Here is a 26,560-nt window from a genome sequence, read left to right on the forward strand (position 1 = left end):
AACATGTTGAGCTTACCAGTACTAATAGGTCGTGAGGCTTAGCCACTTTTTTCCATAAATAATTTTGAACGTTTTGATATATCAACATAGCAAAGCTTGATTTTACTGCAACAGATTACATATTTGGACCCATGGGACATGTCAAATTTAAACATTCTGAAGTTCCAGGTCCGACCAGTGTAACCGGTGGCGATGGCGAAGAGGCCACACCCGTACCCATCTCGAACACGGAAGTTAAGCTCTTTAGCGTCGATGGTACTGCATGGGAGACTGTGTGGGAGAGTAGAACGCTGCCGGTTCTTTTTGAAAAGCCCTGATCAAGATATCCTTGGTCAGGGCTTTTTTATTTTTAGATCACTCTGCCCCGCAATAAATTTTTTAAAACGGTTTTCTTTATATTTTCAACACGCTATTATGGTTCAAAAATGAATATTCAACCAAATAAATGAAAACAGTGGGGCACTGTTATGTGAATATGGCATTTCTAAAAAACTGGAATTGGATCAGAACCGGTTTTTTGCTCATTTTTTTATGTTCTTTCCTTAATCCATCTATCTGCCAAGCAAAGGACCGGGCACCGGAAAAGCCGATTGAGGTGATAAACGGGGTACTGGATCTTTCAACATTTGATTTTAATAAGACAGACTATATCGAGCTGAACGGATACTGGGAATTTTATTGGAACCGGCTGCTTTTGCCCGGGGATTTTTCATCCCCACCCTTGCCCCCAAAGACAGGATTTTTTTTTGTTCCCCAGTCCTGGGTCCGGTACGACAGCCCGGACGGCAGGTTTAAAAGCAGCGGATATGCAACCTATAGATTAACGGTTCTCTTGCCCGAAGCAGACCAGACCTATGCGTTAAATATTCTGGATATGGCCACTGCTTATAAAATGTGGATAGACGGCCGGCCTGTCCCGGGAAACGGTATTGTCGGCATGTCACCATCGAAATCCCGGCCCCAAAGTTTCAGTCAGAACATTTGCTTTAAACCCCGCACAAAAAAATGTGAAATCATTGTTCAGGTTTCCAATTTCAGCCATATTGACGCAGGTATTGTCCGGGCCATAAAATTAGGCCAGGAAAGACTGATCCGCAAACACTACGATATTACAAAAGGCATTGATTTTTTTGTAATCGGGTGCATTCTTTCCATGAGCGTTTACCATTTCCTTCTGTTCTGTTTCCGGCGCAAAGAGATGTCCCATTTTTATTTCAGCGTGATCTGTTTTCTTATTTCGCTGCGCAATCTAACCATTGGTGTTACTTTGATTACACAGGTTTTTCCAAGTTTTTCCTGGGAAATTCTGCGCAAAATCATGGTGCTTTGTTTATATTTTCTGCCGCCGGCATTTGCGGGATTTATGGGTTCTGTTTTTCCAGAAGAATTTTCCAGACGGATTTTCAAACCATCTGTTGTATTCAGCCTGATTTACGCTATCCCGGTATTATTTCTGCCCACAAAGATATTCTGGCGTTTCATCCCATCCTATGACCTTGCTGTCATGGGATTCGGTCTCTACGTACTGATCTGTCTTATGCGTGCGGTTATCAGACACAGGAACGGGGCAGGGTATATCCTTTTCGGTTTCACGATTTTTCTGGCCGGTGTTTTTAACGAAATCCTTTACTCCGAAGAAATCATCCACACCGGAAACTTAATGCCTTTGGGTTTTTTGATCTTCATTCTGAGCCAGGCCATTGTTCTGGCCATGCAGTCTTCCCAAACCTATGACAGAATCGAAAATCTGGTCTGTGTATTTGAAAAATTTGTGCCGTCACATTTCCAGGATCGTATTGCCAAACAAGGCATTGAAAGCATTGCAATCGGTAATACTGAATACGATACCATTGCCGTATTGTTTTGTGATATCCGCTCGTTCACCACCCTTTCCGAAAAAATGAAGCCGGGACAGGTACTTACCTTTTTAAATTCATTTTTCAGCGCCATGAGTCCCCCGATTCATAAAAACCACGGATTTATTGACAAATTCATCGGCGACGCCATTATGGCCTTGTTCGATTCCAATGGCAAAGACCTGAACCACAGCGCTGAAAATGCGGTCCGGGCAGCCATTGAAATGCACAGGGCCCTGGAAAAATTTAATGCAAAGGCAGATGCATCCTTTTGTCCCAGGCTTGATATGGGCATCGGCATTCATATCGGCAGGGTGGTGATCGGCACGGTGGGCACCTCAAACCGCATGGATTCAACGGTTTTAGGTGACGCCGTCAATATCGCTTCCCGTCTGGAAAGTTTGACCAAAGAGAAAAATGAAAAAATTATTGTATCCTCGGACATCGTGGATCTGCTGGACAGGCCCCATGAATTTAATTTTAACAAACGTGGCAGGGCTCTTGTAAAGGGGAAAACAGAACCCATTCTGATTTATGGTGTTTCAGACAAAAAATATGGAGACTTGTAGGCTGTTTTGAATAATGAAAGGATACCATGGTCTAATGCGCCAGGACCAGAACGGAAGCGTTGCGTCCCGAGCGAAGAAAATTTTTCAGTTGGATGCATTTTGGGTGTCTGAAGGATGCTTTTTGGAATTAAAAATGATTGAAGCCTCCCCAAGGGAGGATGCAGGTTTTTATTAGCCTGCTATTTTTTAAATTCATGCGTCAGCATTGCCCACATGGTATTTGCATTCCTAACGGCTATGGGATAAGGATAAACCTGAATCGGTATTCATGAAAGTCTCTCCTTTGAACCATAAGAGGTCAAATATGGATAAAACCATACGCGTAACCCGGTCATTTTTTTTTCTTATATTCGCTGTGCTGACCCTGGTATGCCTGGCCGGAACATGCCAGGCCCGGGAACTGCTGACCGTGGACCGGGCGGTACAGATTGCCCTTGAAAACAGCCTGGAGCGGCGAATGGCTGCAAAGGATGTGGAAATCGCCGATGAGGGCCTTGCCAGGGCCAAAGCCGAATTCGGACCGACCCTGACGCTTCAGGGCGGCCTTTACCGGTATAATGACCCGCCCAGCCTGGTGCAGACAAACCAGGGCCTGGCAAAGCTGAATAATGCCCTGTCTGCCATCTCCTCCGGCCAGGTGCCGGAAAAAAGCCTGCCCAGTGACAGCCGCAATTATTACGGCGGGCTGGTCAAGGTAACCCAGCCTTTATATACAGGCAATAAACTGACCGCCACCCGCTGCCTGGCCCAAGCCAACCTGGAAAATGCCCGGAAAAGTCTGGATGCATCAGACAATGATCTGGCGTTGTCTGCCAGAAAAGCATTCTACACCGCGATCCTGACCCGGCAGATGGCCGGGGCCATGGACGAGGCTGTGGAGAGCATGACCGGGCATGTCAAAGAGGCAACCGCCTTTCATGATCAGAAAATTGTTCCCAAACTGGATCTTTTGCGGGCCCAAGAAAAATTGGCGGATTTAAGGCAGCAGCAGTTATATGCCCATAATAATGTGGACCTTGCCCAGACCGCATTGAACTATGTGCTGGGCGTGGACATGGATACCTGCTACACCTATGATGACGCCCCGCTGACCCTGCCCATGCCCCGGGATTTTCAGACCTGTATCAAGACCGGTCTGGAGAACCGGCCGGAGATAGGGGCGCTGGATGCACAGATCCGGATGGCAAAAGCGCAGATCACCATTGCCCAAAGTGGCCATCTGCCCACCCTGGCCCTGGTGGGGGAAGCCCACCATTATGAACCTGAAAATGAGGACCCCTCTGCCCAAATCGGCATTGTGGCCAGCATTGATCTGTTTGACAGCGGCCGTACCAGCCATAAAAAGGCCCAGGCCGCCCAGGGGCTTGAAAAGGCCCGGATCGCAAAAAAGCAGCTGTTCAGAGGCATTCGCCTGGAGGTGGAAAAAGCATACCACGATGCCCAGGCCGCCCTTGAGTCCATTGATGTGGCCCAAAAATCCCTGGATACGGCCCAGGAGGCCCTGGATGCGGCCCGGACCCGGTACCGGGTGGGTTTGAGTACCTCTTTGGAACGTCTGGATGCCGAAGTATCCCTGACCCGGGCGAAAACCAATTATATTCACGCCTTAAGTATGTATAACATTGCGGTCTCCGAATTGGAACGCGCTATGGGAAAGGAGTAACCCTGATGAAGCAAGGCAGAAAAAAAGATTTGATACCGGCCCTGGGTCTTTGTGCGATATCCATACTGGTTATCTTCGTACTGGCTGTGGCCGGGTGCAACAATCCGCTGGAACATGAGCGCAAACAGACCCCGCCGGAACCGTTGCCCCTTGTCACCAGCATGACCATTTCCGCCCGAAACACCCAGCCGAGGCATCTCTTTTCAGGCGAGGTCCGGGGACGGTACGAGGCTGCCCTGGGATTCCGGGTTCCGGGTAAGGTCATTGCCCGCCACGTGGAGACCGGCACCCGGGTCAAGACAGGCGATCTGCTCATGCAGGTGGACCCCAGTAATATTAAAGAGTCTGTGATGGCTGCCAGGGCCCAGGTGGATGCGGCTGAAAGTCAATATAATCTGGCCGCAGACCTGCTCAATCGTTTTAAGGCCCTTTATGAACAGGATTACATGAGTAAGGCTGAGATTGACCGTTACCAGAACAGCGCAGACTCGGCCCGGGCTTTATTGAAGCAGGCCCGGGCCCAGCTTACCCAGGCGAACAACCAGCTGGACTATTGTAATCTCAAAGCCGACGATGACGGTGTGGTGCTTGATGTCCGGGCAGAAACCGGCCAGGTGGTGGCTGCAGGCATGCCCGTGGTCATCATGGCCAGGGGAGACCAGCGGGAGGTTGAAATTTTTATGCCCGAGAACCAGGTGGCACAAGTCAGCCCAGGCGCCCTTTTTCAGGTCAATTTCTGGGCACTTCCCGACCTGGCGGTGCAGGGGCAGGTCCGGTATGTGTCACCTGTGGCAGATCCCATTACCCGGACCTACAAGACCCGCATTACGCTGATTGATCCCCCGAACACGGTTCGGCTGGGCATGACAGCGTCTGCGGTCAGCGCCGGACATGAGGCCGGCACCAGCCGGATTTTTATCCCGCTGTCCGCTGTTTATCAGACCGGCGATACGCCCATGGTATGGGTGGTTAAAGATCGCAGGGCCGGGCTGCAGAAAATCAGGCTGGGAAAGGCCGGGCACGGAGAAGAGATTCAGGTCCTCGAGGGCCTGTCCCCGGGCGATGAAATTATCACCACCGGCGTACACAAGCTTCTGGAAGGTCAGCAGGTTCGAACCCAATCCCCGGGTAAATAGAGATATATAAAATGAAACACTTTAATCTAACCCAATGGTCCTTGAACCACCGGCAGCTTATCTGGTTCTGTATTGTTTTAACGGCTGTGGCAGGCGTCTATGCCTACCAGGGCATGGGGCGCATGGAAGACCCCAATTTCACCATACGCCAGATGATCATCGGCGTGGGCTGGCCCGGTGCGTCGGCAACCGAGGTGGAACAGCAGGTCACGGATAAAATTGAAAAGGAACTGCAGGATATTCCCGGTCTGGATTACCTGGAAAGTTATTCCAGGCCCCAGACAGCGGTCATCTATGTCAACATCAAGGACGCCGTGGATTCCGGCGACATCCGGCCCACCTGGCTTGAGGTGCGCAACTTGGTCAACAACATGGCCGATGAACTGCCCAAGGGCATTGCAGGCCCCTATTTCAATGACCGGTTTGACGATGTTTACGGTAATATTTATGCCCTGACATCCGACGGTTTTTCCTACGAACAGATGCGGGAAAAGGCCGAAGATATCCGCCAGGACCTTCTGATGATAAAAAGCGTTAAAAAGGTGACCCTGGAAGGGGTTCAGCCGGAAAAAATATATATTGAAATGGACAGCAGAAAGCTGGCCCGCATGGGTATTGATCCCCTGCTTGTGGCCGCTGTTATCAAAAAGCAGAACACCGTGACCCCGTCGGGCATGCTGGAGACCTCCACAGATAACGTGTTTATAAGGGTTACAGGCCTTTTTGACAATGTTGCAGCCCTGCGGGAACTTCCCATCCGGGTGCTGGGGCGCACCTTCCGGCTGGGGGATATTGCCGTGATCCGGCGGGCCTATGCAGATCCCAGCGAACCCAGGATGTATTACAACGGGGAACCTGCCATCGGCATTGCCGTTTCCATGGAAGATGGGGACAATATTCTCAAACTGGGCCAGGACCTTGACGCGGCTTTTACACGGATCAGACAGAATATGCCCCTGGGGTTTGACATTCACCAGGTGGCCAACCAGCCCCTGGTGGTGAAAGACGCCATTGACGAATTTATCAAAACCCTGGCCGAGGCCATTGCCATTATTATCGTGGTCAGTTTTTTGAGCCTCGGCCTTCGTTCGGGCATGGTGGTGGCGCTTTGCATCCCTTTGGTGGTTGCCGCCACCTTTCTTTCCATGAAAATGGCCGGCATTTCCCTGCACCGGGTCTCTTTAGGCGCCCTGATTATCTCTTTAGGTCTTCTGGTGGACGATGCCATGATCTCCGTGGAGATGATGGCCGTGAAGCTGGAGCAGGGGTGGGACAAGGTGAAGGCGGCCTGCTTTGCCTACACCGCCACAGCCTTTCCCATGCTTACCGGGACCCTGATTACCTGTGCCGGATTTATCCCCATTGGTTTTGCAAAGGGCGATTCCTCGGAGTTCTGCAGGACCATTTTCCCGGTTATCGGCCTGTCCCTGATCATTTCATGGATGGTGTCAGTCATGGTGACCCCGCTGTTCGGGACTTATCTGATCAAGGCCCATCCCACAAACGACGGGGAAAGGGAAAGAGACATTTATGATAAAACCTTTTACCGGGTGTTCCGGCGGATTCTGGTCTGGTGCCTGCGGTTCAGGTATGTGGTGCTGATTTTCACTGCCGCAGGTTTTGTTCTTTCCCTATACAGTTTTAAATATGTCAGGGAAGAGTTTTTTCCGGGCTCTGTGCGCCCGGAGCTGGTGGTGGATCTCACTTTGCCCGAAGGCGCCTCCATTCAGGCCACGGATAAGCAGGCCCAAGCCTTTATCAACGCCATTTCCGGTAATCCGAACATTGACCATTTTGCCTGTTATGTGGGCGTTGGCGGGCCCCGTTTTATATTGACCTTTGACCCGGTCATGCCCCGGTCTAACTTTGTCCAGCTTATCATTGTGGCCAGGGGGCTGGATGAACGAAAACAGCTTCAAACGCAGATCCAGGAACTTCTGGACAACGCCTTTCCCAATGTCCGGGGCCATCTCCAGACCCTCCAGATGGGTCCGCCTGAGCCTTATCCCGTGATGCTGCGGGTATCAGGACATGACTATGCAAAGGTGCGGGCCCTTGCGGACAAGGTTAAGAATGTGATGGCAGCGGATCCGGATTTAAAAGCGATCAATTTTGACTGGTATGAAAAGACCAAAAAGCTTCAATTACACGTGGACCAGGACAAGGCCAGGATGCTTGGGGTCGCAAGTTCCGATCTGGCACTGGCCATCCAGTCCCAGCTCTCCGGCATCCCGGTCAGTAAATTCAGGGAAAAGGATAAAACCGTTGATATCGTATTGCGGCTGTGTGCAGGCGACCGGCAGTCCCTGGATGATATCCGGACACTTCCCATCCATGTGGGCCAGGGCAGAACCATTCCCCTGGAGCAGATTGCCGATATCCGTTTGGGTATGGAAGAGGGCCTGATCTGGCGCCGCAACCTTTTGCCCACTATTACGGTGCAGGCAGACACGGTGGCAGGCATCACCGGCAATGATGCCAGCAAAAAAGTGTACAAAGCCCTGAAATCTGTCCGGGAGAGCCTTCCTGAGGGGTATTCCATTGACATCGGCGGCCTTTCGGAACAAAGCAGAAAAGCCACGGGCTATATTCTGGAGATGGTGCCGGCAATGTCCATGATTATCGTGATCCTTCTGATGATCCAGCTGCAGAATATCCCCAACATGATCCTGACCCTTTTAACGGCGCCCCTCGGGCTGATGGGGGTGATTGCATCCCTTCTGATTTTCAACATGCCCATGGGCTTTCTGGCCCAGCTGGGCATCTTTGCCCTGTCAGGTATTATTATCCGCAACTCGGTGATCCTCATGGATCAGATCGACCGCCAGGTGGCTGCCGGCGAGAACCGGTACCATGCCATTATCAGGGCCACGGTGTTCCGGTTCAGGCCCATTATGCTCACCGCGGCGGCTGCCATCCTGGGTATGGTGCCCCTGGCCGTGGACAAGTTCTGGGGACCCATGGCCGTAAGCATTGGCGGCGGACTTTTGGGTGCCACCATCCTGACCCTGTTTGTTCTGCCCTGTATGGTGGCGGCCTGGTACCGGGTGAAAGAAAAATAGAAAATTTTAATTTGATTTTTCCTATATCCTGCTGTATTATTTAAATATTACAGGCCAGTCAAAGCAACCGAATTAAGAATAGGGAGGGGCCCATGGCACTTACCATAAATCAAAATACCACATCATTACTTACGGCAAAAATGCTTGAAAGGGCCAACACTGAGTTAACGAACTCCATTGAACGGATGGCAACGGGTCAGAAAATTAACTCAGCTGCAGATGACGCATCCGGCCTAACCATTGCCAACAGTTTGAAAAGTCAATCCCTGTCGGCAGGCCAGCAAATCCAGAGCGCCAGCGATAATGTTTCCATAACCCAGACCGCTGATGGCGCGCTGGGGCAGATCACCGACCTGCTCCAGGACATCAAAACCCAGGCTGTGGATGCATCAGGCGGGGGCCATTCCCAGGGCAGCCTGGCTGACCTCCAGTCTGATATCCAAGGTTCTCTGGATACCATTGATGATATTGCAGGCTCGACATCTTATAACGGGCAGAACCTTTTGGACGGCACTTACAGCATAAACGGTCTTTCAATCTCATCTGCGGCAACGTCAGCCCTTGGCTCCCAGGAAACAGGCTTCTTGTCCGACCTTGACATCACCACCACCGAAGGCGCCCAGCAAGCCATCGAAACCGTGGATCTGGCCCTTGACCAGATCGCCCAGAACCGCTCTTCGGTGGGTACCAGCCAGAACCAGTACACTTCGGATGTCAGCAACATGTCCAGCACCCGGATCAATCTGATGGCGTCCGAATCGGATATCAGGGATGCAGACCTTGCTGAAGAGAGTATCATTTTAAACCAGATGGACCTGCTCCAAGGCGTGGCCACCTATGCCCTGAATCACTCCAATGATTCCCGGAATAATCTGGTGAGTCTGCTGGGATAACCTAATAAACCTAAAGGAAAATATATAGATGAAAAAAGGAATATCTGCATTGATATTGGGTATGATTGTTGTTTTCGCGGTAGCGTTCACGGGTTGCGGAGGCGGCAGTTCCGAGTCTAAAATTGTGGAACAGGCACCAAACGTCCCCATCATTGAGAACGCAACAATTGAGTTGGTCCAAAAGGAAATGCCTCTCAGTGCAGGTCCTTATGAAACGATTATTATCAACAACTTTCAAGCCTCTGATGAGTTCAGGCGCGACTATGCGGACGCCTTGAATTATTTTCAGATCTCCCTGCTCAGTGATCTTAAAAGTAAAAATTTGTTTAAGCGTGTCGTTGAACCCGGAAATGTCGCACCTGCCGGCAATGCGCTTGTTGTGGAAGGTAAAATTTTGGACATGCGAATTGCCAGTGCTGGTGCACGTATATGGGCAGGGGCTATGGCAGGGGCTTCTCACATGGTTGTTTATCTGAAACTTACGGATGCTGCCATGGGCAATGTTATCCAAGAAAAGATCATATCCTCCTCCAACAATGCTTTTGCTGCGGCATGGTCTGGCGGCAGTAATGACCAATCACTGCCCATGGATATGGGAAAAATTATCAGTGAATATCTGGCCACAGTAATTCCAGCCCAAAGATAGCAACACACGCCAGGGATACCTGGTTGAATCTGCCTGGGTAGCCGAGCAATAGAACCAGAAATAAAACAGGCCGTGAAAATCAAACTTTTTTCATGGCCTGTTTTATTTCTTGCCTTTATTAGGCTGCGGGTCCTGTTTGCTGCTGCATTACATCCACAGCCACCTGGAGACGGTGGTTGCCGCCGCCAAGCACCGTGCCCCGGACCGGGGTGACATCCCCGTAATCCCGGCCCCATGCCAGGGTAATATGCTGATCCTTGGGCATGACATCGTTGGTGGGGTCCATATCCACCCACCCAAGCCCCGGAATATAAAGGGAGAGCCAGGCATGGGAGGCATCCGCACCCACCAGCTTTGATTTTCCGGGCGGGGGCTGGGTGTTCAGATAACCGCTGACATACCGGGCCGCAAGTCCCATGGCCCGAAGACAGGCAATGCCCACATGGGCAAAATCCTGGCACACCCCCCGTTTTATCTCAAAGGCTTTGGAAAGGGGGGTTGATGTAGAGGTGGCATTGGGATCGTAGGTGAATTCGGTAAAAATCCTGTGGGTCATATCAAGGGCGGCGCGAAGCACCGGGGTGCCCGGCGTAAATATTTCAGCGGCCCATTGTGCAATTTCTTTATCGGGCCGGATCATGGGAGAGGGAAAGATAAATTCAAAGGCTTCCAGGTCCTTGGGCGTTTCATACCGCATCATCGTCTCTTTGACCTGTTCCCAGGGCTGGGTCTGATCCGGCACCAGCCGGGCTGCCGGATGAAGGGTCACCTCGGCCTCAGCCAGGATATCAAGCTCAGAATGGGGGCTTTCCAGACAAATATTAATCACTGTGTTGCCAAAATAATCCTGGCGCATGGACCGGGCTGACGGTTCGGGGGTTAGAGAAACCCGGCTCTGGATACAGGTCTGGAACTCTGAATTCCTGGGTATCAGCACCAGTTCACTATGGGACAAAGAAGCAGGTGACTCATATTGATAATGGGTCCGGTGGCGGATGTTATATTTCATTATTCACCGTCCCGGCCACAGGGTACCCCTTACCCTCAAACTGGCCATTGAGCTGTTTTTCCGTCTCAATCCGGCTTAAATAGTGCTGGGTAATACTGTCGGCAAGGCCTTGTAGATCATTGTTCAGTTTTTCCAGCAACGCATCCAGGTTGGGCAGCACATGTTTTTCCCCAAGTATCATCAGTTCCTGTGTATCTGCCAGGCGCAGCCGGGTGGTCAGATCCAGGATGATCTTCTCCTCCTTTGTCCGGAAAGGGAGGGGGTGAGGCTTAGGCAGGGTTTCCAGGTGGGAATGAAGTGCTGCCAGCTGAAATCCCACAGACCTTGGGTTTATTTCATCCAGCAGGAGCAGGTCCACCAGGGGTTCCATGTGAAGGGTGGTCCGGTACCGGGTGTGGTAGGTGATGCGGCTGTCCGCCACCTCAAGCACAGCCTCAAGGTCGTTGGAATCCGGAACCGTGTGCCCCTGAACCAGACTGGCCATCACGTTTGTCATGTGAAGGGCCCGCTCGATCCGCCTGCCCATGTCCATGAACCGCCACCCCATTCCCCGGGTCATGCTTTCCAGGGCAAGGCCTGCAAAGGCGGACATATTCAGAATGATGTCGCTGAGCATTTCCAGAATTTCCGCACTCTGGTTTTTGGGGTTGATCCGGACCAGCCCTTTTTCAATGCGCCCGAGAATCTGCCAGGAATCATCAGAGAGCCGGTCCCTTACCCGGTCTGCCACCTGGAGTGCGTTGTTCAGGCAGTTAAGAATACTGCTTTGCACCGCAACCCCGTAGATGGACCGGTATAATTCCTTTTCGATAAGTCTTACGGAAAACGAGGCATCAGGCCGGCCAGGATCCGAAGAGATAATTTTCAAATTAGCCATGACCCGGAAAAAGAACGGCATTTCACTGACCTTGTCCAGCCGGGTTTCGCTGTGTACCCGCATCAAAACGCTTCGGATCACCCGCAGCATCCCTTCTGTACGTTCCATGTACCGCCCCAGCCACAGCATGTTATCAGCCACCCGGCTGGGCAGGTCACTTCCCCTGTGAATTTCAAAGGGGGTGGTAAAACGGTGGAGCATGCTTTTGAATTCTGTGGGACGCTCGGACAGGCACCAGGCATCCTTGGCCCCTTGCCCTTTTCCCCGGGTGCCGGACAGAACAAGGGTTTCCGGGTCATCGGCCACCCGGGCCAATCCGCCGGACATGACAGCGGCTTCCACCTGATCCGAGATTTTTGCAGACCCTGGGCCGGCATTCTCCGTGATGGCGGTCGAGAACATGCGCACGGCCGTGTACCTGTTTTTCATCCCCTGTTCGGACCAGACCGGTACCGTAAAGGGTTCCACCGGGTAATGGCCGGCCCAGGCATAGGGCGCGGCCTGGATGGCGGCAATCAGTTCCTGTTTTTTAGGCCCGGCCAGGGACCGGGTATGCACCACCCGGGTATGGGCCGGGCTGAATGCGCTGTAAAGGGTCATGGGCCGGGTATTGCTTTTTATCTCTTCCGTCACCCGGAACAGGGTGTCCGGTGTTCCCAGCCAGAATGTATCCGTATTTTCAAGGATCAGGGGTTCGCCCAGAATATCCCGGCATAACTCCGGCAGCAAAGCGAACAGGCCCGGAGATTCAAGAACACCTGAACCCAGCGCATTGCTTATGGCTACATTGCCTGCCCTGGCGGCCTGAACCAGGCCGGGGATGCCGGGAAATGCTAAGTTTGTGCCCAACAGGGGATCACAGGCATAATCCGGAATCCGGCGCAAAATAACATCCACCCGCTGGAGCCCCCCCAGGGTTTTAAGAAACACCCAGTCTCCCCTGGTGGTCAGATCATTGGTCTCCACCAGGGTATAGCCCAGATACCTTGCCAGAAAAACCTGTTCAAAATAATGGGCACCGGAAGGGCCTTCGCAGAGCATTACAATGCGTGGTTCCTGCTGTTTCTGACCGGATATTTCCATCAGGGACATATTCAGATATTTAAAAAACGGGGCCAGCCGCTGGACCTTTCTGGAGTGAAACATCCTGGGCAGAATCCGGGTGAGGATTACGCGGTTTTCCAGGGCATACCCGGTTCCGGCCGGTGTCTGGGTGCCGTGGGACCCCACCTGCCACCGGCCATCGGCCAGACGGATGAGATCCGAAGAAAACAGGTGATGATCCGGGGTAAAGCGATCCGGACCAAACCGGCACTGGCGAAGAAATCCTGGGTTGCCGAATATCAGTTCTGCAGGAATTACCCGGTTTTTGATAAAATTCTGGTGACCGTAGATGTCTTTAAAGATTAAAGCCAGGAGTTTTGTCCGCTGCTGGATGCCGTGTTCAAGGGTCTGCCAGGTGTGGCTTGAAATGGGTAAAGGAATGGGATCAAGGGCCCAGGGCCGTTCCGTGGCGGTTTCCGGGTTGAAAATATTGTAGGCAGATCCGTGTTCCTGGATAATCTGCTGCGCCTTTTGCCAGCGCCGGGACAGTTCTGCGGTTCCCAGGCTGTTCAGGTATTCAGCCAGGCCATCCCAATGGGGCGGCATTTTACCGCTGCTGAAATCAACCGCTGTGCTCTGGTTTAATATATCTGCGGTAAATACCGGGGTGACAGGCCTTTCCCCGGACGGTCCCGGGTCGTCCCCGGGGATGGATTCATTGGTCAGACGCATTCAGTTATGTCTATGTCAGCACGGTTTTTAACGTATTAATATCAAAGCAGAATTTGCCATAATCACCATGTTTTAAAGGCTCCCACTATAATTGATTCCCCTGAAAGACGCAAGATCAAAAGGTTGCCTTTTCCGTGCAATTGCGTGTAAAAATCAAAAATCCAGGCGTTTCATCTAATGAACCGTAAGCGCTACGACCTTATTGTGAACACGGGGATCTCGATTCTGGCACGAAGGCCCTTAAGAACCTCATACTTGATGATCAAGTTTTTATGACTGGCTAAATTTAAACGTCAATCATATAATTACAAAATTTGTGAAGCGATATTAATGGGCAAGTTATTTAAAACTCGTTCCTTAATACAGGAGAGGGAGGGTAAAATGGATTTTGAATTAAGCAACGCGCTGCAAATGCTCCAAAAAGAGATCCGGAACTTTGCAAAAAAAGAGATCACCCCTTTTGCGGACCAGTGGGATGAAGCGCACTACCTGCCCATTGAAGAGGTGATGCGGCCTTTGGGAGAAATGGGATATTTCGGCACCGTGATTCCCGAAGCGTACGGCGGAGAAGATTTAGGCTTTCTGGCGGCCATGATCGTGACCGAGGAGCTGGCCAGTGCCTGTTCATCCCTGCGGGTCCAGGTGAATATGCAGGTACTTGGCTGTGCCTACCCCATCTATAAATACGGAAATGAAACGGTCCGTAAAAAATATGTGGAAAAGCTGTGCACTGCCGAATATATCGGCGGGTTCGCCATCACCGAACCGGATGCAGGCTCTGATGTCATGAACATGGCCTCCACAGCCGAAGACAAGGGCGATCACTGGCTGCTCAACGGCAATAAAACCTGGATCTCCAATGCTGATGTGGCAGACTGCCTGGTTTACTATGCGTATACGGATAAATCCGCCGGTTCCAAGGGGCTGTCCGCCTTTGTGATTGAGCCCAAAAACTTTGACGGCATCACAACCTCTTCCCTGGACAAGCTGGGTTCCCACTCTTCTCCCACAGGGGAACTGTTTCTGGACAATGTTAAGGTACCCAAAGAAAACATCCTTGGCAAACCCGGCGACGGTGCCGGGATTGTATTCTCATCTTTAAACCAGACCCGGCTGTCTGCCGCTGCCGGCGGTGTGGGACTGGCCCAGGCCTGCCTTGACGAAGCCGTCAAATACTGCAATGAAAGAAAACAGTTTGGCAAAAAGATCGGCGAGTTCCAGATGAACCAGGACATGATCGCCCAGATGGCCACGGAAATTGAAGCCGCCCGTCTTCTGGTCTACAAAGCTGCCTGGGCCAAGGACCAGGGCCGGTTGAACAACGGCCTGGATGTGGCCATGGCCAAATACATGGCCGGCGAAGTGGCTTACAAATGCGCCAACTTTGCCATGAGAATTCTGGGCGCCTACGGCTATTCCACTGAATATCCCGTGGCCCGTTACTACCGGGATGCTCCCACCTATGCCATGGTGGAAGGTTCCGCCAATATCTGCAAGTGGATTATTGCCCTGGATCAGCTGGGTATCAGAAAAGCGAACAGGTAACTTTATCAAGCCATCATCAATGATAAGAATCGCAACATTGGTGCTCAGGAGAGGTGGCCGAGCGGCTGAAGGCCCTGCTCTCGAAAAGCAGTATCCCGGTAACACCGGGATCGTGGGTTCGAATCCCACCCTCTCCGCCAAATAAAGCGTAATGATTGAAAATAGTTGGCTTGAATAAACCCATAGCTTTCACCGCGCTTTCACCACAAAAATCGGTGAAAATTATAGGTTTTATTTTTTAATTATTTGAAATAATAGCCTAAATACTCTCTAATTTTTCCCACATCCTTTTCAATGCCACTGACATACTGTCCGTAGGTTTCATAGAGGGTGTGTCCCACCTTTTACATAGAAGTTATGATGCTTTTGAATTATTCTTATGTCAATACAGTATATTACATGGACGATCTACAAATTTTGTAGATTTTTAACCGCGCAACATCAACTACACTGTAACAAGTTTATTTTTTAAGTAAGGTTTGCATTTAACGATTATTGCCATGTAAAAGGTGGGACACACCCAATTATAATCATGACTTGAAGCACGATTTTAATTGCCAAATTTTTATTTAGGGCAGGGATGCCCAGCGCATTCTCCTTCTTCAGGAGGTGTTTCAATTTCATCATCACAATCGTCAAGGCATCCTGCAAGTAATAAAGCAGCTACCGCTATAGCAAGCTGTATCATTCCCCCGTCTGCGTCTATAGCATCATCTTCTCTCAATCGTTTTTCACGAACGATCTTAAAAGCCTTTTTAAGATCATTAGGTTTTCCTTGTTGAAGCAATTGAATTACTTTAACAATGCTTTCATGCTCCTTGATTATTGCATTCTTCAAAAAATCACAATCACGTATGATGATTGTAGAATCTAACTTTAAGGGATCCATATCACGCAGATCAATTAAAAGTTTGTCCCATGAAGTAGTTGCTGTTCCAATCCCTTGAACTTTGATAGCGTTTTGTAAAGCTACATCACTTTTACTGAATGCTTTTGGTATAGATCTAAATTCCTGTCGCGACGGATTCATTTTATCTCCTTTCATTAGTTTCCTCAAATCTATCTACATTTGATTCACAATTTAAACCGGCCACCCGGGAGCAGCAGGGGGCAACTTAATTTAGGTTATTCCGTATCATTAATTTGGATAGAGATATATCGGGTAAACCCTTAGTGTTTTATTGTTTTTTGAGGCCTTGATCATCCTTTGGGACAATTTTGATTATCGAATCATGAATGCTTGTCGAAACACCTTTAACGGCAAGGGTTTCCGAATTTGAACAATGCCCCAAATTTTCAAGTGGCCGAAACCATGATCAAGGCCTTTTTTTTGTATGGATAGAGATCAATTTTATTGGAGATCAACTCAAGGCAACCACAATAAATTTGTGGAATAGTTTTTTATATTTAAAGCTTAGGTCCCCGATGGTTCACGGTCCAATGCCGTTTCCTTAAAGGAAATGAGGGTGCCCTTTTTTAGCAGAGAGTCCTCCTGGTTAGTAGGTTTTAAGGTTAAATTCACCGGACCTGCGCGAGAAGCCGCGTAGGCCGGGGGAATAACTGGCTATGCAAAGACAGCATTCAGACTTGCAATAATTGCTGTATGGCTGCCGTCTGCCAATGGAACCGTCACGGTGGATCCGCTAAATGCAACTACGCTCTGTTCAGGTTGGGCAGATTGTGTGAAATGAGTCTGGGTGGTTGAACCAGCCATGGTGCCGAATGGGCCATAAGTGGCCCCGCTTTTTCCGGTTAACGTGAGTTGTAAAACACATTCCCAGCCATACCATTTACCTGTGTAGCCAGTAATTGAGATAATCGGATCGTCTATCGGAATATTGATTGTTTGAGCGCCCCCGCTATTTCCGCCGTGTTGTAACAATGTAAAAATCCCGGTTTCCGTATTCTGAGTACCGGTGTTGTATGGGCCAGTCCCGGTATTGACGGCCTGAATTGCGTTGAGTACTTCGCCCGCGCGGACCGTCATTCGGGTAATGTTTGGATTACCCGCCGCAGCGACAATCGCAGTGTCGTCGAAACTATCTCCGGCAGGAGGATTCGCGAGTTGAGAAAGAATCATCAACTGTGCCTGCTCGAATTGGTAGTTGCCGGAGTTAAGCCGCCACATAAATATATCCTGGTAATTATAGGATTTGTCCTGGTAATTGAAGCCCGGAGAGACGGCGCTCCAAACCTGTTGGGCACTGGTGTTAGGTGCTTCATTTCCCGGCTCAAATTGTGCCCCATAGCCAATATTGTCTGGGGACATTCCCGCACCAAGAAATTCTGATAATGTAGTGCCGTCGTAGAATTGCGGAGAAACCACATCGAAAGTGCTCTTGAGGGTGGGGAAATCATAGACCGAATAGTCCCAGGCGGGTGCCATTGTCAGATAATATTTCTCCGGCTGCTGATCAAATACCTGGCGAATCGTGGAAAACAGGATTTTGAACTGCGATTGGGTCATTCTGTCTGCCACATCTCCCTCCCAATCTACATCCAATCCATTCATGCCATTTTTTTTCAGATAGATCACCAGATTATTGGCAAAATCGGTGGCCTGTGTTTGTTCATTCCCGCTGGAAAAAATCGCAGATAGGGTTTGATCGCCTTTATATATCATGGTAGCCAAAAATTTGATATCTGGATTAACCTTTCGTGCATCACGCAACACATAGGTTAAGTAGTCTTGGTTGCTCAACAAGTTGTTCGGATTATCAGCGTTACCAAGATGACAACCATTACCGATCTTGATGGTGAAACCGCTGCTGCCGGGCACGACTTCAAAAAAGGCAATACCAAGAAAATCCAAACTGTTATAAACTTTGTACTGAATTAAAGATTGAAAGCAGCTATCAGCGCTGTTGTAGTTGGTGCCGGGGGGCCCATCTTCTTTCAAAAAGATCCATGCATTGATACCGTATGGTAGGCCTGCCATGTCATTCTCCTTTGTTTTAAAATGAAAGGTTTTAGAGCTAAAATTCAACTTAATACGGATAACCCACGTTTATCTTGTATCATCTACATATCTATGTGCCTATCAGGGAACCCCTTAATTTTTTATTGTTTTTTTGTATTGATAGGGGGTGATTTTATTGGAGATTAACAGTATTTTTAATCAGATTGCACGCACAGCAGTGGTTAAAATCCAGGCGGGGCTACCGGGTGGTGTGGGAGGGCTCCTCAGTGATGGGGAGTCCTATCCCGATTGTGCAAATTATATCTTCATCTTCGTCACCCAACTATGACTTTTTACAGGGATATCATATTTTGGATATTGAAATGAAGCCTTAGGGCGCGAATATAACATGACTGGTTGGTTTTTTGCACAACGAGGCCTTGATCATCGTTTCGGCCGCTTGAGACTTTTAGGCATTGTTCAAATTCAAAAACCATTGCTGTTAAAGGTGTTTCGACAAGCATTCATGATTCGATAATCAAAATTGGCCCAAAGGATGATCAAGGCCTTGTAGAGGAATATCTTGACAAGGCTGCCAAAGGAATGAAAAAAGAAACATTGATTGAGGAGTACAATTACTTTGCATCGTGCTATGACTGTGATGAGATTGATGGATGGGATTATGAGGCACAATCAATGGAGTTGGAAATGTTTATTGATGAAGTCTTCAAAGCAATTGAAGAGCAAATTACTGACTAACATTGGGCTGCAAGAGACCCCTTAATCGCTACATGATAAAGGGACTCACGAGTACAGCCGTCAGGTCTGATAAGATGAGAGGTCGGTCATGGGAATTATGGGAAAATCATTCATGAAGTACGCGCAACCGTTGCTCGACGAAACTGACGGTTCGATTGAGAACATGAACAAGGCCTTGTCCCTTGCCCAGCTCTGTTGGAATTTGGCGTTACTACCCGAAGACAAACGTGAAGAGATCATCTCGGCGATGCGACCGAATCTTGGGATGGAGAACGCGGAGTTCGACGATCTTCGGCACTCCGTAGTCTTGCCGATGATCCAGCAGCACCATGAGATGTTTCCGAGCATGACGAGGGGCGGGTCCGCAAGCGCTTCAAAAGCAATGGAAACACTCAAGGCATCCACGACGCCAACGCACCGGGCACAGGAATTTCCGAAGACAGGACGCAACGCACCCTGTCCATGCGGCAGCGGAAAGAAGTACAAACAGTGTTCACTTTGTCTATAAATGCTTTCTTTTCAAAGAATGGTGCCGGACCCTACATCATATGTGGAGGTTTTAGATAAAATAATGCGGACTTTTGTGGACTTTCGCCAGAGCGAAACAAAGATGGTTTGTATAACATATTGTTTTATTTAAGCATGTTAATATGTTTTGTTCAATATTACCCTGCGGGTTCGAATCCCACCCTCTCCGCCAGCATAAATGTAACAAATAAAAAAAGGAGCCCCACATGTCTGAAGACGTATTAGCCCCCCTGTCAGGAAAAATTGTCAGCTTAAGTGTTGAGCCGGGTGCAGCAGTGGAAGAGGACGATGAAATTCTGGTTATTGAAGCCATGAAAATGGAAACCCCCATATTTGCACCCTGTTCCGGCATCGTATCAAAGATTGCCGTAAAGGAAGGGGATGCTGTGGAAGAAGATGATCTGCTGGCCGTAATTGAATAGGCGTCGATCGGTCGTCAAAGGAAGGACAAATGAAATCCTATTTTGAAAACATGGCGCCGTTTGGCAAAGCGCTCAAAAAAGGGACCATAAAACGCACCCAGAATAACTATGAGCAGGTAATTGAGGCTGAAAAACAGATCTCAGCCGCCGTGGATGAAGTTAAAAACGCAGGCCTTTCCGAAGAAAAGGTCAACCAGCGCGGCCAGATGACCGTATGGCAGCGGCTGGAATATATCGTGGACCCGGGTACCTGGACCCCGCTTCATACGCTTTTTAATCCTGCGGACAACGTTGAGGGTACCACCAACGTCATTGACGGCCTTGGAAAAATTGCGGGCAAATGGGCGGTTGTGATCGGTTTTGACAACAAGGTCATGGCCGGTGCCTGGCTGCCCGGCCAGTCCGAGAACATCTTGAGGGCCACAGACCTTGCAAAAAGGCTCAATATCCCGCTGGTCTGGCTGGTGAACTGCAGCGGGGCCAAGCTCACGGAGCAGGAAAAATTCTATGCAAACAGAAGAGGGTCCGGCACCCCGTTTTTCAGGCATGCGGAACTTGAGCAGGAAGGCATCCCCGTACTGGCGGCCATTTACGGCACCAACCCTGCCGGCGGCGGCTACCAGTCCATCAGCCCCACGGTTCTTTTTGCCCATGAAAAAAGCAATATGGCCGTGGGCGGTGCCGGCATTGTCAGCGGCATGGCCCCCCGGGGCGGGTTTACCGTGGACATGGCCGAAGACCTGGTCCAAAAAGCCAAAGCACATCAGGCAAAGCCGCCCGGATCCGTTGCCACCCATTATGACCACACCGGTTTTTTCCGCTTTGTGTACAAGGAGGAAAAGCAGGTTCTGGACGGCGTTAGAGAATATATGAAAAAGCTGCCGGCCTATGATCCTGAATTTTTCAGGGTGACCAGGCCCAAGGCCCCGGCGTTCGACGCCGAAGATGTCATGCGCCTTCTGCCCATGGCATCCAAGACCGTATATGATTTTGACGACATCCTGGCAAGGCTTGTGGACGGCTCCGAGCACATGGAATACCGCCCCGGCTACGGCCCTGAAATCTATACAGGGCTTTGCAAGGTGGACGGATTTCTTGTGGCCTGCATCGGAAACCGCCAGGGGTATCTTGGCAAGGGCTACCCTGAATATGCCGATTATCCCGGCATGGGCGCCAAGCTTTACCGCCAGGGGCTTCTCAAGATGAACGAGTTTGTAACCCTTTGCGGCAGGGATAGAATTCCTGTGATCTGGTTCCAGGATACTTCGGGCATTGACGTGGGAGATGTTGCTGAAAAAGCCGAACTTTTGGGCCTGGGCCAATCCCTGATCTACTCCATCCAGCAGTCAGGTCTTCCCATGATGCTTGCCATCCTGCGCAAAGGAACCGCAGCCGCCCACTATGTCATGGGCGGCCCCCAGGCCAACCGGAACAATGCCTTTACCCTGGGCACCTGTGCCACCGAAATCTGTGTTATGCACGGTGAGACAGCTGCGGTTGCCACCTATGCAAGGCGGCTTGTCAAGGAAAAGGAAGCAGGTCGGGATCTTGAACCTGTGGTGGAGAAGATGAATGCCCTTGCCCAAAAATACAAGGACACATCAACCCCGCTTTACTGCGCAAAACAGGGCATGGTGGATGAGGTGGTAAGGCTTGCCGATCTGCGGCACTATATGCAGTCCTTTGCAGGCGCTGCCTACCAGAATCCCAAATCCATCTGCCCCCAGCACCAGATGATTCTGCCCAGAATTATACGGGATTACGCTGCAGCAAAGGAAAAGGAATAACGCATGGGTGATGCGGTCAGGGTATTTCTCATCGGCCTTTTGGGTGTATTCACAGGCATGACTTTTCTTTACTTTTCCATTAAGATTACCCAAACGGCGGTTACCGCGGTGGAATCAAAAAGGAAAGCCAGGGAAGTTGCCGGGCAAGGGGAGGACAAATGAGTACTTTGTATTCCCTGTTTCAGACCACGGGCTTGTTTTATGTCACCCCGGGCATTGTGGTCATGTGGATCATCGGACTGACCCTGATTTACCTTGCCATTGCAAAATCCTATGAACCGTTGCTGCTGCTTCCCATTGGATTCGGGATCATTCTGGCCAACCTGCCCCTGGCAGGACTTATGATCCCCCATGAAGGGCTGATCTGGAAATTTTACGAGTATGGCATTCACTGGGAGATTATTCCGCCGGTGATATTCCTGGGCCTTGGGGCGCTCACGGATTTTGGGCCGCTCATTGCCAACCCCAGGCTGATTTTCCTTGGTGCCGGGGCCCAGGCCGGGGTGTACATCACCTTTTTTGCGGCCCAGGCCTTTGGATTTGATCTGAAAGAGGCGGCAACCATCGGTATCATCGGCGGCGCAGACGGGCCCACCACCATATTCCTGGCATCCAAACTGGCCCCGTCTCTTTTAGGTGTCTGCGCCGTGGCAGCCTATTCCTACATGGCCCTTGTGCCCATTATCCAGCCCCCGGTGATGAAACTTTTGACCACCGCAGACGAAAGACGAATCCGCATGGCCAAGGGCAGAAAGGTGGGAAAGCTTGAAAAAATGCTGTTCCCCATTGTCTCCACCTTTGTCATCATCCTGCTGGTTCCGGCATCCGCGCCGTTGATCGCCATGTTCATGCTGGGCAATCTGTTCAGGGAGTCCGGTGTGGTGGGGCGTCTGCACGATACAGCCCAGAACGAACTGATGAATATCGTCACCATCTTTCTTGGGATCTCCGTGGGCGCCACCATGAATGCGGAAAATTTTTTAAGGCCCCAGGTGATATTTGTCTTTTGCCTGGGGCTTTTTGCCTTTGTGATCTCCACCATGACAGGGGTACTCCTTGCCAAGCTCATGAACCTTTTTTCCAAAAATAAAATAAATCCCCTGCTGGGTGCAGCCGGTGTCTCGGCCGTACCCATGGCTGCCAGGGTGGTTCATAAGGTGGGCATGGAAGCGGATAAGAAAAATTATCTGCTCATGTATGCCATGGGGCCTAATGTGGCAGGTGTTATCGGCACCGTGATTGCGGCGGGTATTTTTCTGACCCTTTTAGGGGGGTGATTCTCCCGGACATTCAATATGGAACGGAAGGCACAAAATTCTTTAACTTCTTTTTCATATCTCATATAAAATAATTTTGAAAATTAAAACAAGAGGATAGAACGTTAAAACATATGTGTTTGGCTGTACCTTCAAAAATTATTGAAATCAACAATGCCGTGGCAAAGGTGGCGGTGGACGGGGTGGTCCGGGAGGCCAGTCTGATGCTGCTTGAGGATGTTGGTATTGGGGATTATGTTATTGTCCATGCCGGATTTGCCATTTCAAAAATGGATGAAGAAGCGGCACTGCAAACCATTGCAGACATGCGCAGGATACTCGATCTGGGCGCTGGCCCGGACTGATTTTTTTTTAAAATGCGTTCTTCCGGTCTGTCGGCAAAAAAAATTGAAATTTCAGGGGTGGTCCAGGGTGTTGGATTCCGCCCCTTTTTATTGGGTTTGGCCCGGGCCCATCATCTTTGCGGCCATGTGTCCAATACCGCCTCGGGTGTGGCGCTTTTTATCCAGGGTGCGCCAAAGGACCTGGACGCTTTTCTTTTGGATATCCCTGAAAAAAAACCGCGGCTGTCACAGATTTCACGCATGGTATCAACGGATATACCCCCTTTGGATATAGCTGATTTCACGATTGTTAAAAGCCGGGATGCCCGGAACAGGTCTGCCCTGATAGCCCCGGATGTGGGTGTCTGCCCGGATTGCCTCAAAGAGATGCAGGATTCAGCAGACCGCCGGTTTGAATACCCGTTTATCAATTGCACCAATTGCGGGCCAAGATACACCATTATCCGGGATATTCCCTATGACCGGCCAAAAACCGCCATGAAGTCCTTTACCCTGTGCCCGGACTGCCGCAAGGAATATGAAGATCCCTTAAACCGGCGCTTCCACGCCCAGCCCAATGCCTGTCCTGTCTGCGGGCCCCATGTGTTTTTGCTCGACAAGAAGGGGAAACAGGTGGACGGGAATGATCCGGCCCAGGCCGTGGTTCTTGCGGCCCGGTTTCTCAGCCAGGGAAAAATCGTTGCAATCAAAGGGCTGGGCGGGTTTCACCTGGCCGTGGATGCAGCTAATGCAACGGCTGTTGATCTGCTGCGCCAAAGAAAAAAACGGCCCCATAAACCCTTTGCCCTGATGGCGGCCCGGGATTCGTCCCTGTTTAACCATGTTTGCATGGATGGGGATGAAAAAGCGCTGCTTGGGTCCTATCACCGGCCCATTGTATTGTTGAGAAAAAAAGCATTCCCCCGATCCGCGGGCACGGGGCTGGCCCCGAATCTGGCCCCGGACAATCTTTGTCTGGGTATCATGCTGCCCTATACACCGCTGCACTACCTGCTTCTGGACAAAGGACCCGATATTCTGGTCATGACCTCGGGAAACCGGGCCGGTGACCCCTTGTCCATTGACAATGCCGATGCCCTGGATGCCTTTTCCCATATTGCCGATTATTTTCTGCTCCACAACCGGGATATCTATTTCAGGGCGGATGACACCATTGCCAGGATCCAGCAGGGAAACGTGCGGTTTCTGCGCAGATCCAGGGGATATGCACCCCTGCCCGTGGAGATAACCCCGCCTGCATGTGGCGGACCTGCCAATATCCTTGGCTGCGGGGCCGGTATGAAATCCACCATATGTCTGACCCGGGACCGGTACGCCTTTTTAAGTCCGCACATTGGCGATCTGGAATCAATGCAGGCCCATAATTTTTATAACGCCACCATTGAACATATGCAGAAAATTCTGGATATCCAGCCTGTGTGTGTGGCCCATGACCTGCATCCGGGATATTTTTCTACACAATTCGCCAAGCTGCTCAGGCGTCAGGGTCTCCCCCTGACAGGGGTCCAGCACCACCATGCCCATGCCCTTTCCTGTATGGCGGAAAATCATCTGGACGGAAAAGTGCTTGCCCTGACCCTGGACGGTACCGGCCTGGGTACGGACGGCCATATCTGGGGCGGCGAAGTCCTGGCCTGTACCTATGATGGGTTTGAGCGCCGGGCCCGGCTCAATTACCTGCCCATGCCCGGGGGAGATGCGGCGGTGACAGCGCCCTGGCGCATGGCGGTTTCCCTGTTATATAAAGTGTATGGGCCCGGGATGGCAGATCTGGATATTCCCTTTGTCCGGTCCCTGGATAAGCGCAAACTTGCATTTTTAATTCAGATGATGGACCGGCAGGTGAACAGCCCTTTGACATCCAGCACAGGCCGCCTGTTTGATGCAGTATCCGCCCTTTTAATGATCTGCCATGAAATTTCCCATGACAGCCAGGCCGCCATTGCCCTGGAAGCGGCTGCTGATCTTGAAGAAACGGTAAGCATAGCTTACCCCTTTGGCATGAAAACCGGGGCTGACGGCTGCTGGATTATGGATGCCGGTCCCTGGGTGCGGCAGATGGTGGCGGATATTAAACGCAGTGTGCCCCGGGGCCGGATTGCGGCCCGGTTTCATCTAACCCTGTCCGGTATGATGGTGGATGCCGTTGCAAGGGTGGGCCAGGAAACCGGCCTTGACCGGGTCGTTCTGTCCGGCGGGGTGTTCAACAATGATACGGTTTTTTCCCGGATAACGGGTATGCTTGAAGCAAAGGGCTTTAAGGTATATACCCACAGCAGGGTTCCCTGCGGGGATGGCGGCATTGCCCTGGGCCAGGCCATGGCAGCCTCAGCCCGTCAACACAACACAAAGTAATAAGGCCATCCATGCGTATGACATATACCCAGGAATTTAAAGATCCTGAAATTTCAAAGGCCCTGGTGGCCAGGATCCGTGAAAAAATCACCTGCCCGTTGCGGTTGATGGAAGTGTGCGGCACCCATACCATGGCCATTTTCCGTTACGGCATCCGGTCTGTGCTGCCCGACACCCTTACGCTTTTGTCAGGACCCGGCTGTCCTGTGTGCGTGACCGCCCAAAAGGACATTGACACCTGTGTGATGCTGGCACGCAGGTCTGATGTGATCCTGACCACATTTGGTGATCTGATGAAGGTGCCGGGCTCCGGGTCCAGCCTGGCTGGGGAAAAGGCCAAAGGTGCGGATATCCGTATGGTTTACTCTGTTTTTGATGCCCTGGCCGTGGCAAAGGAAAACCCGGACAGGCAAGTGGTGTTTTGCGCAGTGGGCTTTGAGACCACCATTCCGACCATTGCCGGGGCCGTCCTTACTGCCAAAGCCCAGGGGGTAAACAATTTCAGCATTTATAGCGCCAACAAGCTGACCCCGCCGGCATTGGCCACACTCATGGAGACCGGCGGCGTGGACATAGACGGATTTATTCTGCCCGGGCACGTATCGGTCATCACAGGGCTTGACGCCTTTGTCCCGTTTTTTGAAAAATACCGGATACCTTCTGTGGTTACAGGGTTTGAGCCTGTGGATATCCTTAAGGCCATACTCATGCTCGTGGCGCAGAAAGAATCCAAAGCACCCGGGCTGGTCAATGCCTACGCCAGAGCTGTGGCGGATACCGGAAACCCCAAAGCCCGGGCAATCATGGATCAGGTGTTTGAAAAGGCCGACACCATCTGGCGGGGGATTGGTAAAATTCAGGATTCAGGCATGGTGCTGAGGGAATCCTTTCATAAATTTGACGCTGCCAAAAAATTTGATATGCCGGTTCCGGATACCCGGGAGCCGGCCGGGTGCGACTGCGGCCGGATTTTAATGGGGCTGAAGCGGCCTGACCAGTGCCGGCTGTATAAAAAATCCTGTACCCCCATGCATCCGGTGGGACCCTGCATGGTTTCCAGCGAAGGGGCCTGTGCTGCCTTTTATAAATACAGCCGGTAAGATACAAGGACAATTGATCCTGGACCCGTTGGCTGCCAGGACTGACACTGGCCTGCA

Annotated in this window: 20 protein-coding genes, 1 tRNA gene and 1 rRNA gene; 18 read left to right on the top strand and 4 right to left on the bottom strand. The window is 50.8% G+C overall.

Going from position 1 to position 26,560, the window contains the following annotated elements:
- Positions 1-182: 182 nt before the first annotated feature.
- From rrf to Q366_RS08965, 7 genes are all read left to right on the top strand, one after another.
- Positions 183-299, top strand: a 5S ribosomal RNA gene (rrf, locus tag Q366_RS08935).
- Positions 300-475: 176 nt separating this feature from the next.
- Positions 476-2,425: an adenylate/guanylate cyclase domain-containing protein gene (locus tag Q366_RS08940; RefSeq protein ID WP_169742948.1), complete on the top strand. Its 1,950-nt coding sequence runs from the start codon at positions 476-478 to the stop codon at positions 2,423-2,425.
- Between the two features lie 304 nt (positions 2,426-2,729).
- On the top strand, positions 2,730-4,088 hold the full coding sequence (locus Q366_RS08945; protein WP_035238238.1) for a TolC family protein: 1,359 nt from the start codon (positions 2,730-2,732) through the stop codon (positions 4,086-4,088).
- A gap of 5 nt (positions 4,089-4,093) precedes the next feature.
- Positions 4,094-5,224, top strand: a complete 1,131-nt coding sequence (locus tag Q366_RS08950; protein ID WP_051957943.1) for an efflux RND transporter periplasmic adaptor subunit — start codon at positions 4,094-4,096, stop codon at positions 5,222-5,224.
- Between the two features lie 11 nt (positions 5,225-5,235).
- Complete coding sequence (locus Q366_RS08955) at positions 5,236-8,286, top strand: efflux RND transporter permease subunit (protein WP_035238240.1); 3,051 nt, start codon at positions 5,236-5,238, stop codon at positions 8,284-8,286.
- Positions 8,287-8,378: 92 nt separating this feature from the next.
- Positions 8,379-9,179 (top strand): flagellin N-terminal helical domain-containing protein, encoded by an 801-nt coding sequence (locus tag Q366_RS08960; RefSeq protein ID WP_035238242.1) that lies wholly within the window; start codon positions 8,379-8,381, stop codon positions 9,177-9,179.
- A 28-nt stretch (positions 9,180-9,207) separates the two neighbouring features.
- Positions 9,208-9,825, top strand: a complete 618-nt coding sequence (locus tag Q366_RS08965) for a DUF4410 domain-containing protein (protein ID WP_035238244.1) — start codon at positions 9,208-9,210, stop codon at positions 9,823-9,825.
- A 118-nt stretch (positions 9,826-9,943) separates the two neighbouring features.
- On the opposite strand, the gene Q366_RS08970 is transcribed toward Q366_RS08965, so the two are convergent.
- Positions 9,944-10,834 carry a transglutaminase family protein gene (locus tag Q366_RS08970; protein ID WP_035238245.1) on the bottom strand — a complete coding sequence of 297 codons (891 nt, stop codon included), beginning with the start codon at positions 10,832-10,834 and terminating at the stop codon, positions 9,944-9,946.
- Positions 10,824-13,487, bottom strand: a complete 2,664-nt coding sequence (locus Q366_RS08975; protein WP_035238246.1) for a circularly permuted type 2 ATP-grasp protein — start codon at positions 13,485-13,487, stop codon at positions 10,824-10,826. Before Q366_RS08975 ends, Q366_RS08970 begins: the two co-directional genes overlap by 11 nt.
- A 381-nt stretch (positions 13,488-13,868) precedes the next feature.
- Between Q366_RS08975 and acd the strand changes: the two genes are divergently transcribed.
- Together acd and Q366_RS08985 are read left to right on the top strand one after the other, a co-directional pair.
- Entirely contained in the window at positions 13,869-15,032 is a 1,164-nt protein-coding gene (gene acd, locus Q366_RS08980; protein ID WP_035238247.1) for a glutaryl-CoA dehydrogenase Acd, read from the top strand.
- Between the two features lie 47 nt (positions 15,033-15,079).
- Positions 15,080-15,172, top strand: a tRNA-Ser gene (locus Q366_RS08985).
- A gap of 425 nt (positions 15,173-15,597) precedes the next feature.
- Here the strand turns inward: Q366_RS08985 and Q366_RS08990 are convergent.
- Together Q366_RS08990 and Q366_RS08995 are read right to left on the bottom strand one after the other, a co-directional pair.
- The gene (locus tag Q366_RS08990; RefSeq protein WP_156968149.1) at positions 15,598-16,077 is read right to left on the bottom strand and encodes a hypothetical protein; all 480 of its coding nucleotides are present in this window, start codon (positions 16,075-16,077) and stop codon (positions 15,598-15,600) included.
- Positions 16,078-16,596: 519 nt separating this feature from the next.
- Positions 16,597-17,970: a glycosyl hydrolase family 18 protein gene (locus Q366_RS08995; RefSeq protein ID WP_035238249.1), complete on the bottom strand. Its 1,374-nt coding sequence runs from the start codon at positions 17,968-17,970 to the stop codon at positions 16,597-16,599.
- A gap of 564 nt (positions 17,971-18,534) precedes the next feature.
- Between Q366_RS08995 and Q366_RS21270 the strand changes: the two genes are divergently transcribed.
- From Q366_RS21270 to hypD, 9 genes are all read left to right on the top strand, one after another.
- Positions 18,535-18,690, top strand: coding sequence for a hypothetical protein (locus Q366_RS21270; protein WP_156968150.1), 156 nt, complete (start codon positions 18,535-18,537; stop codon positions 18,688-18,690).
- An 88-nt stretch (positions 18,691-18,778) separates the two neighbouring features.
- On the top strand, positions 18,779-19,198 hold the full coding sequence (locus Q366_RS21275) for an SEC-C metal-binding domain-containing protein (RefSeq protein WP_035238250.1): 420 nt from the start codon (positions 18,779-18,781) through the stop codon (positions 19,196-19,198).
- 226 nt (positions 19,199-19,424) lie between these two features.
- Positions 19,425-19,640, top strand: coding sequence for a biotin/lipoyl-containing protein (locus Q366_RS09005; protein WP_035238251.1), 216 nt, complete (start codon positions 19,425-19,427; stop codon positions 19,638-19,640).
- Between the two features lie 29 nt (positions 19,641-19,669).
- Positions 19,670-21,427 (top strand): acyl-CoA carboxylase subunit beta, encoded by a 1,758-nt coding sequence (locus Q366_RS09010; RefSeq protein ID WP_035238252.1) that lies wholly within the window; start codon positions 19,670-19,672, stop codon positions 21,425-21,427.
- Between the two features lie 3 nt (positions 21,428-21,430).
- Entirely contained in the window at positions 21,431-21,589 is a 159-nt protein-coding gene (locus Q366_RS21540) for a hypothetical protein (RefSeq protein WP_169742949.1), read from the top strand.
- On the top strand, positions 21,586-22,704 hold the full coding sequence (locus Q366_RS09015; RefSeq protein ID WP_035238253.1) for a sodium ion-translocating decarboxylase subunit beta: 1,119 nt from the start codon (positions 21,586-21,588) through the stop codon (positions 22,702-22,704). The genes Q366_RS21540 and Q366_RS09015 overlap by 4 nt, the downstream gene beginning before the upstream one ends.
- 113 nt (positions 22,705-22,817) lie before the next feature.
- Positions 22,818-23,048, top strand: coding sequence for a HypC/HybG/HupF family hydrogenase formation chaperone (locus Q366_RS09020; RefSeq protein ID WP_035238254.1), 231 nt, complete (start codon positions 22,818-22,820; stop codon positions 23,046-23,048).
- A 12-nt stretch (positions 23,049-23,060) separates the two neighbouring features.
- The gene (gene hypF, locus Q366_RS09025) at positions 23,061-25,403 is read left to right on the top strand and encodes a carbamoyltransferase HypF (protein ID WP_035238255.1); all 2,343 of its coding nucleotides are present in this window, start codon (positions 23,061-23,063) and stop codon (positions 25,401-25,403) included.
- A gap of 17 nt (positions 25,404-25,420) precedes the next feature.
- Positions 25,421-26,503: a hydrogenase formation protein HypD gene (gene hypD, locus Q366_RS09030; RefSeq protein ID WP_342668585.1), complete on the top strand. Its 1,083-nt coding sequence runs from the start codon at positions 25,421-25,423 to the stop codon at positions 26,501-26,503.
- Positions 26,504-26,560: the final 57 nt, after the last annotated feature.

This window comes from Desulfobacter vibrioformis DSM 8776 (genome assembly GCF_000745975.1).
In the GTDB taxonomy this organism is placed as follows: Bacteria; Desulfobacterota; Desulfobacteria; order Desulfobacterales; family Desulfobacteraceae; genus Desulfobacter; species Desulfobacter vibrioformis.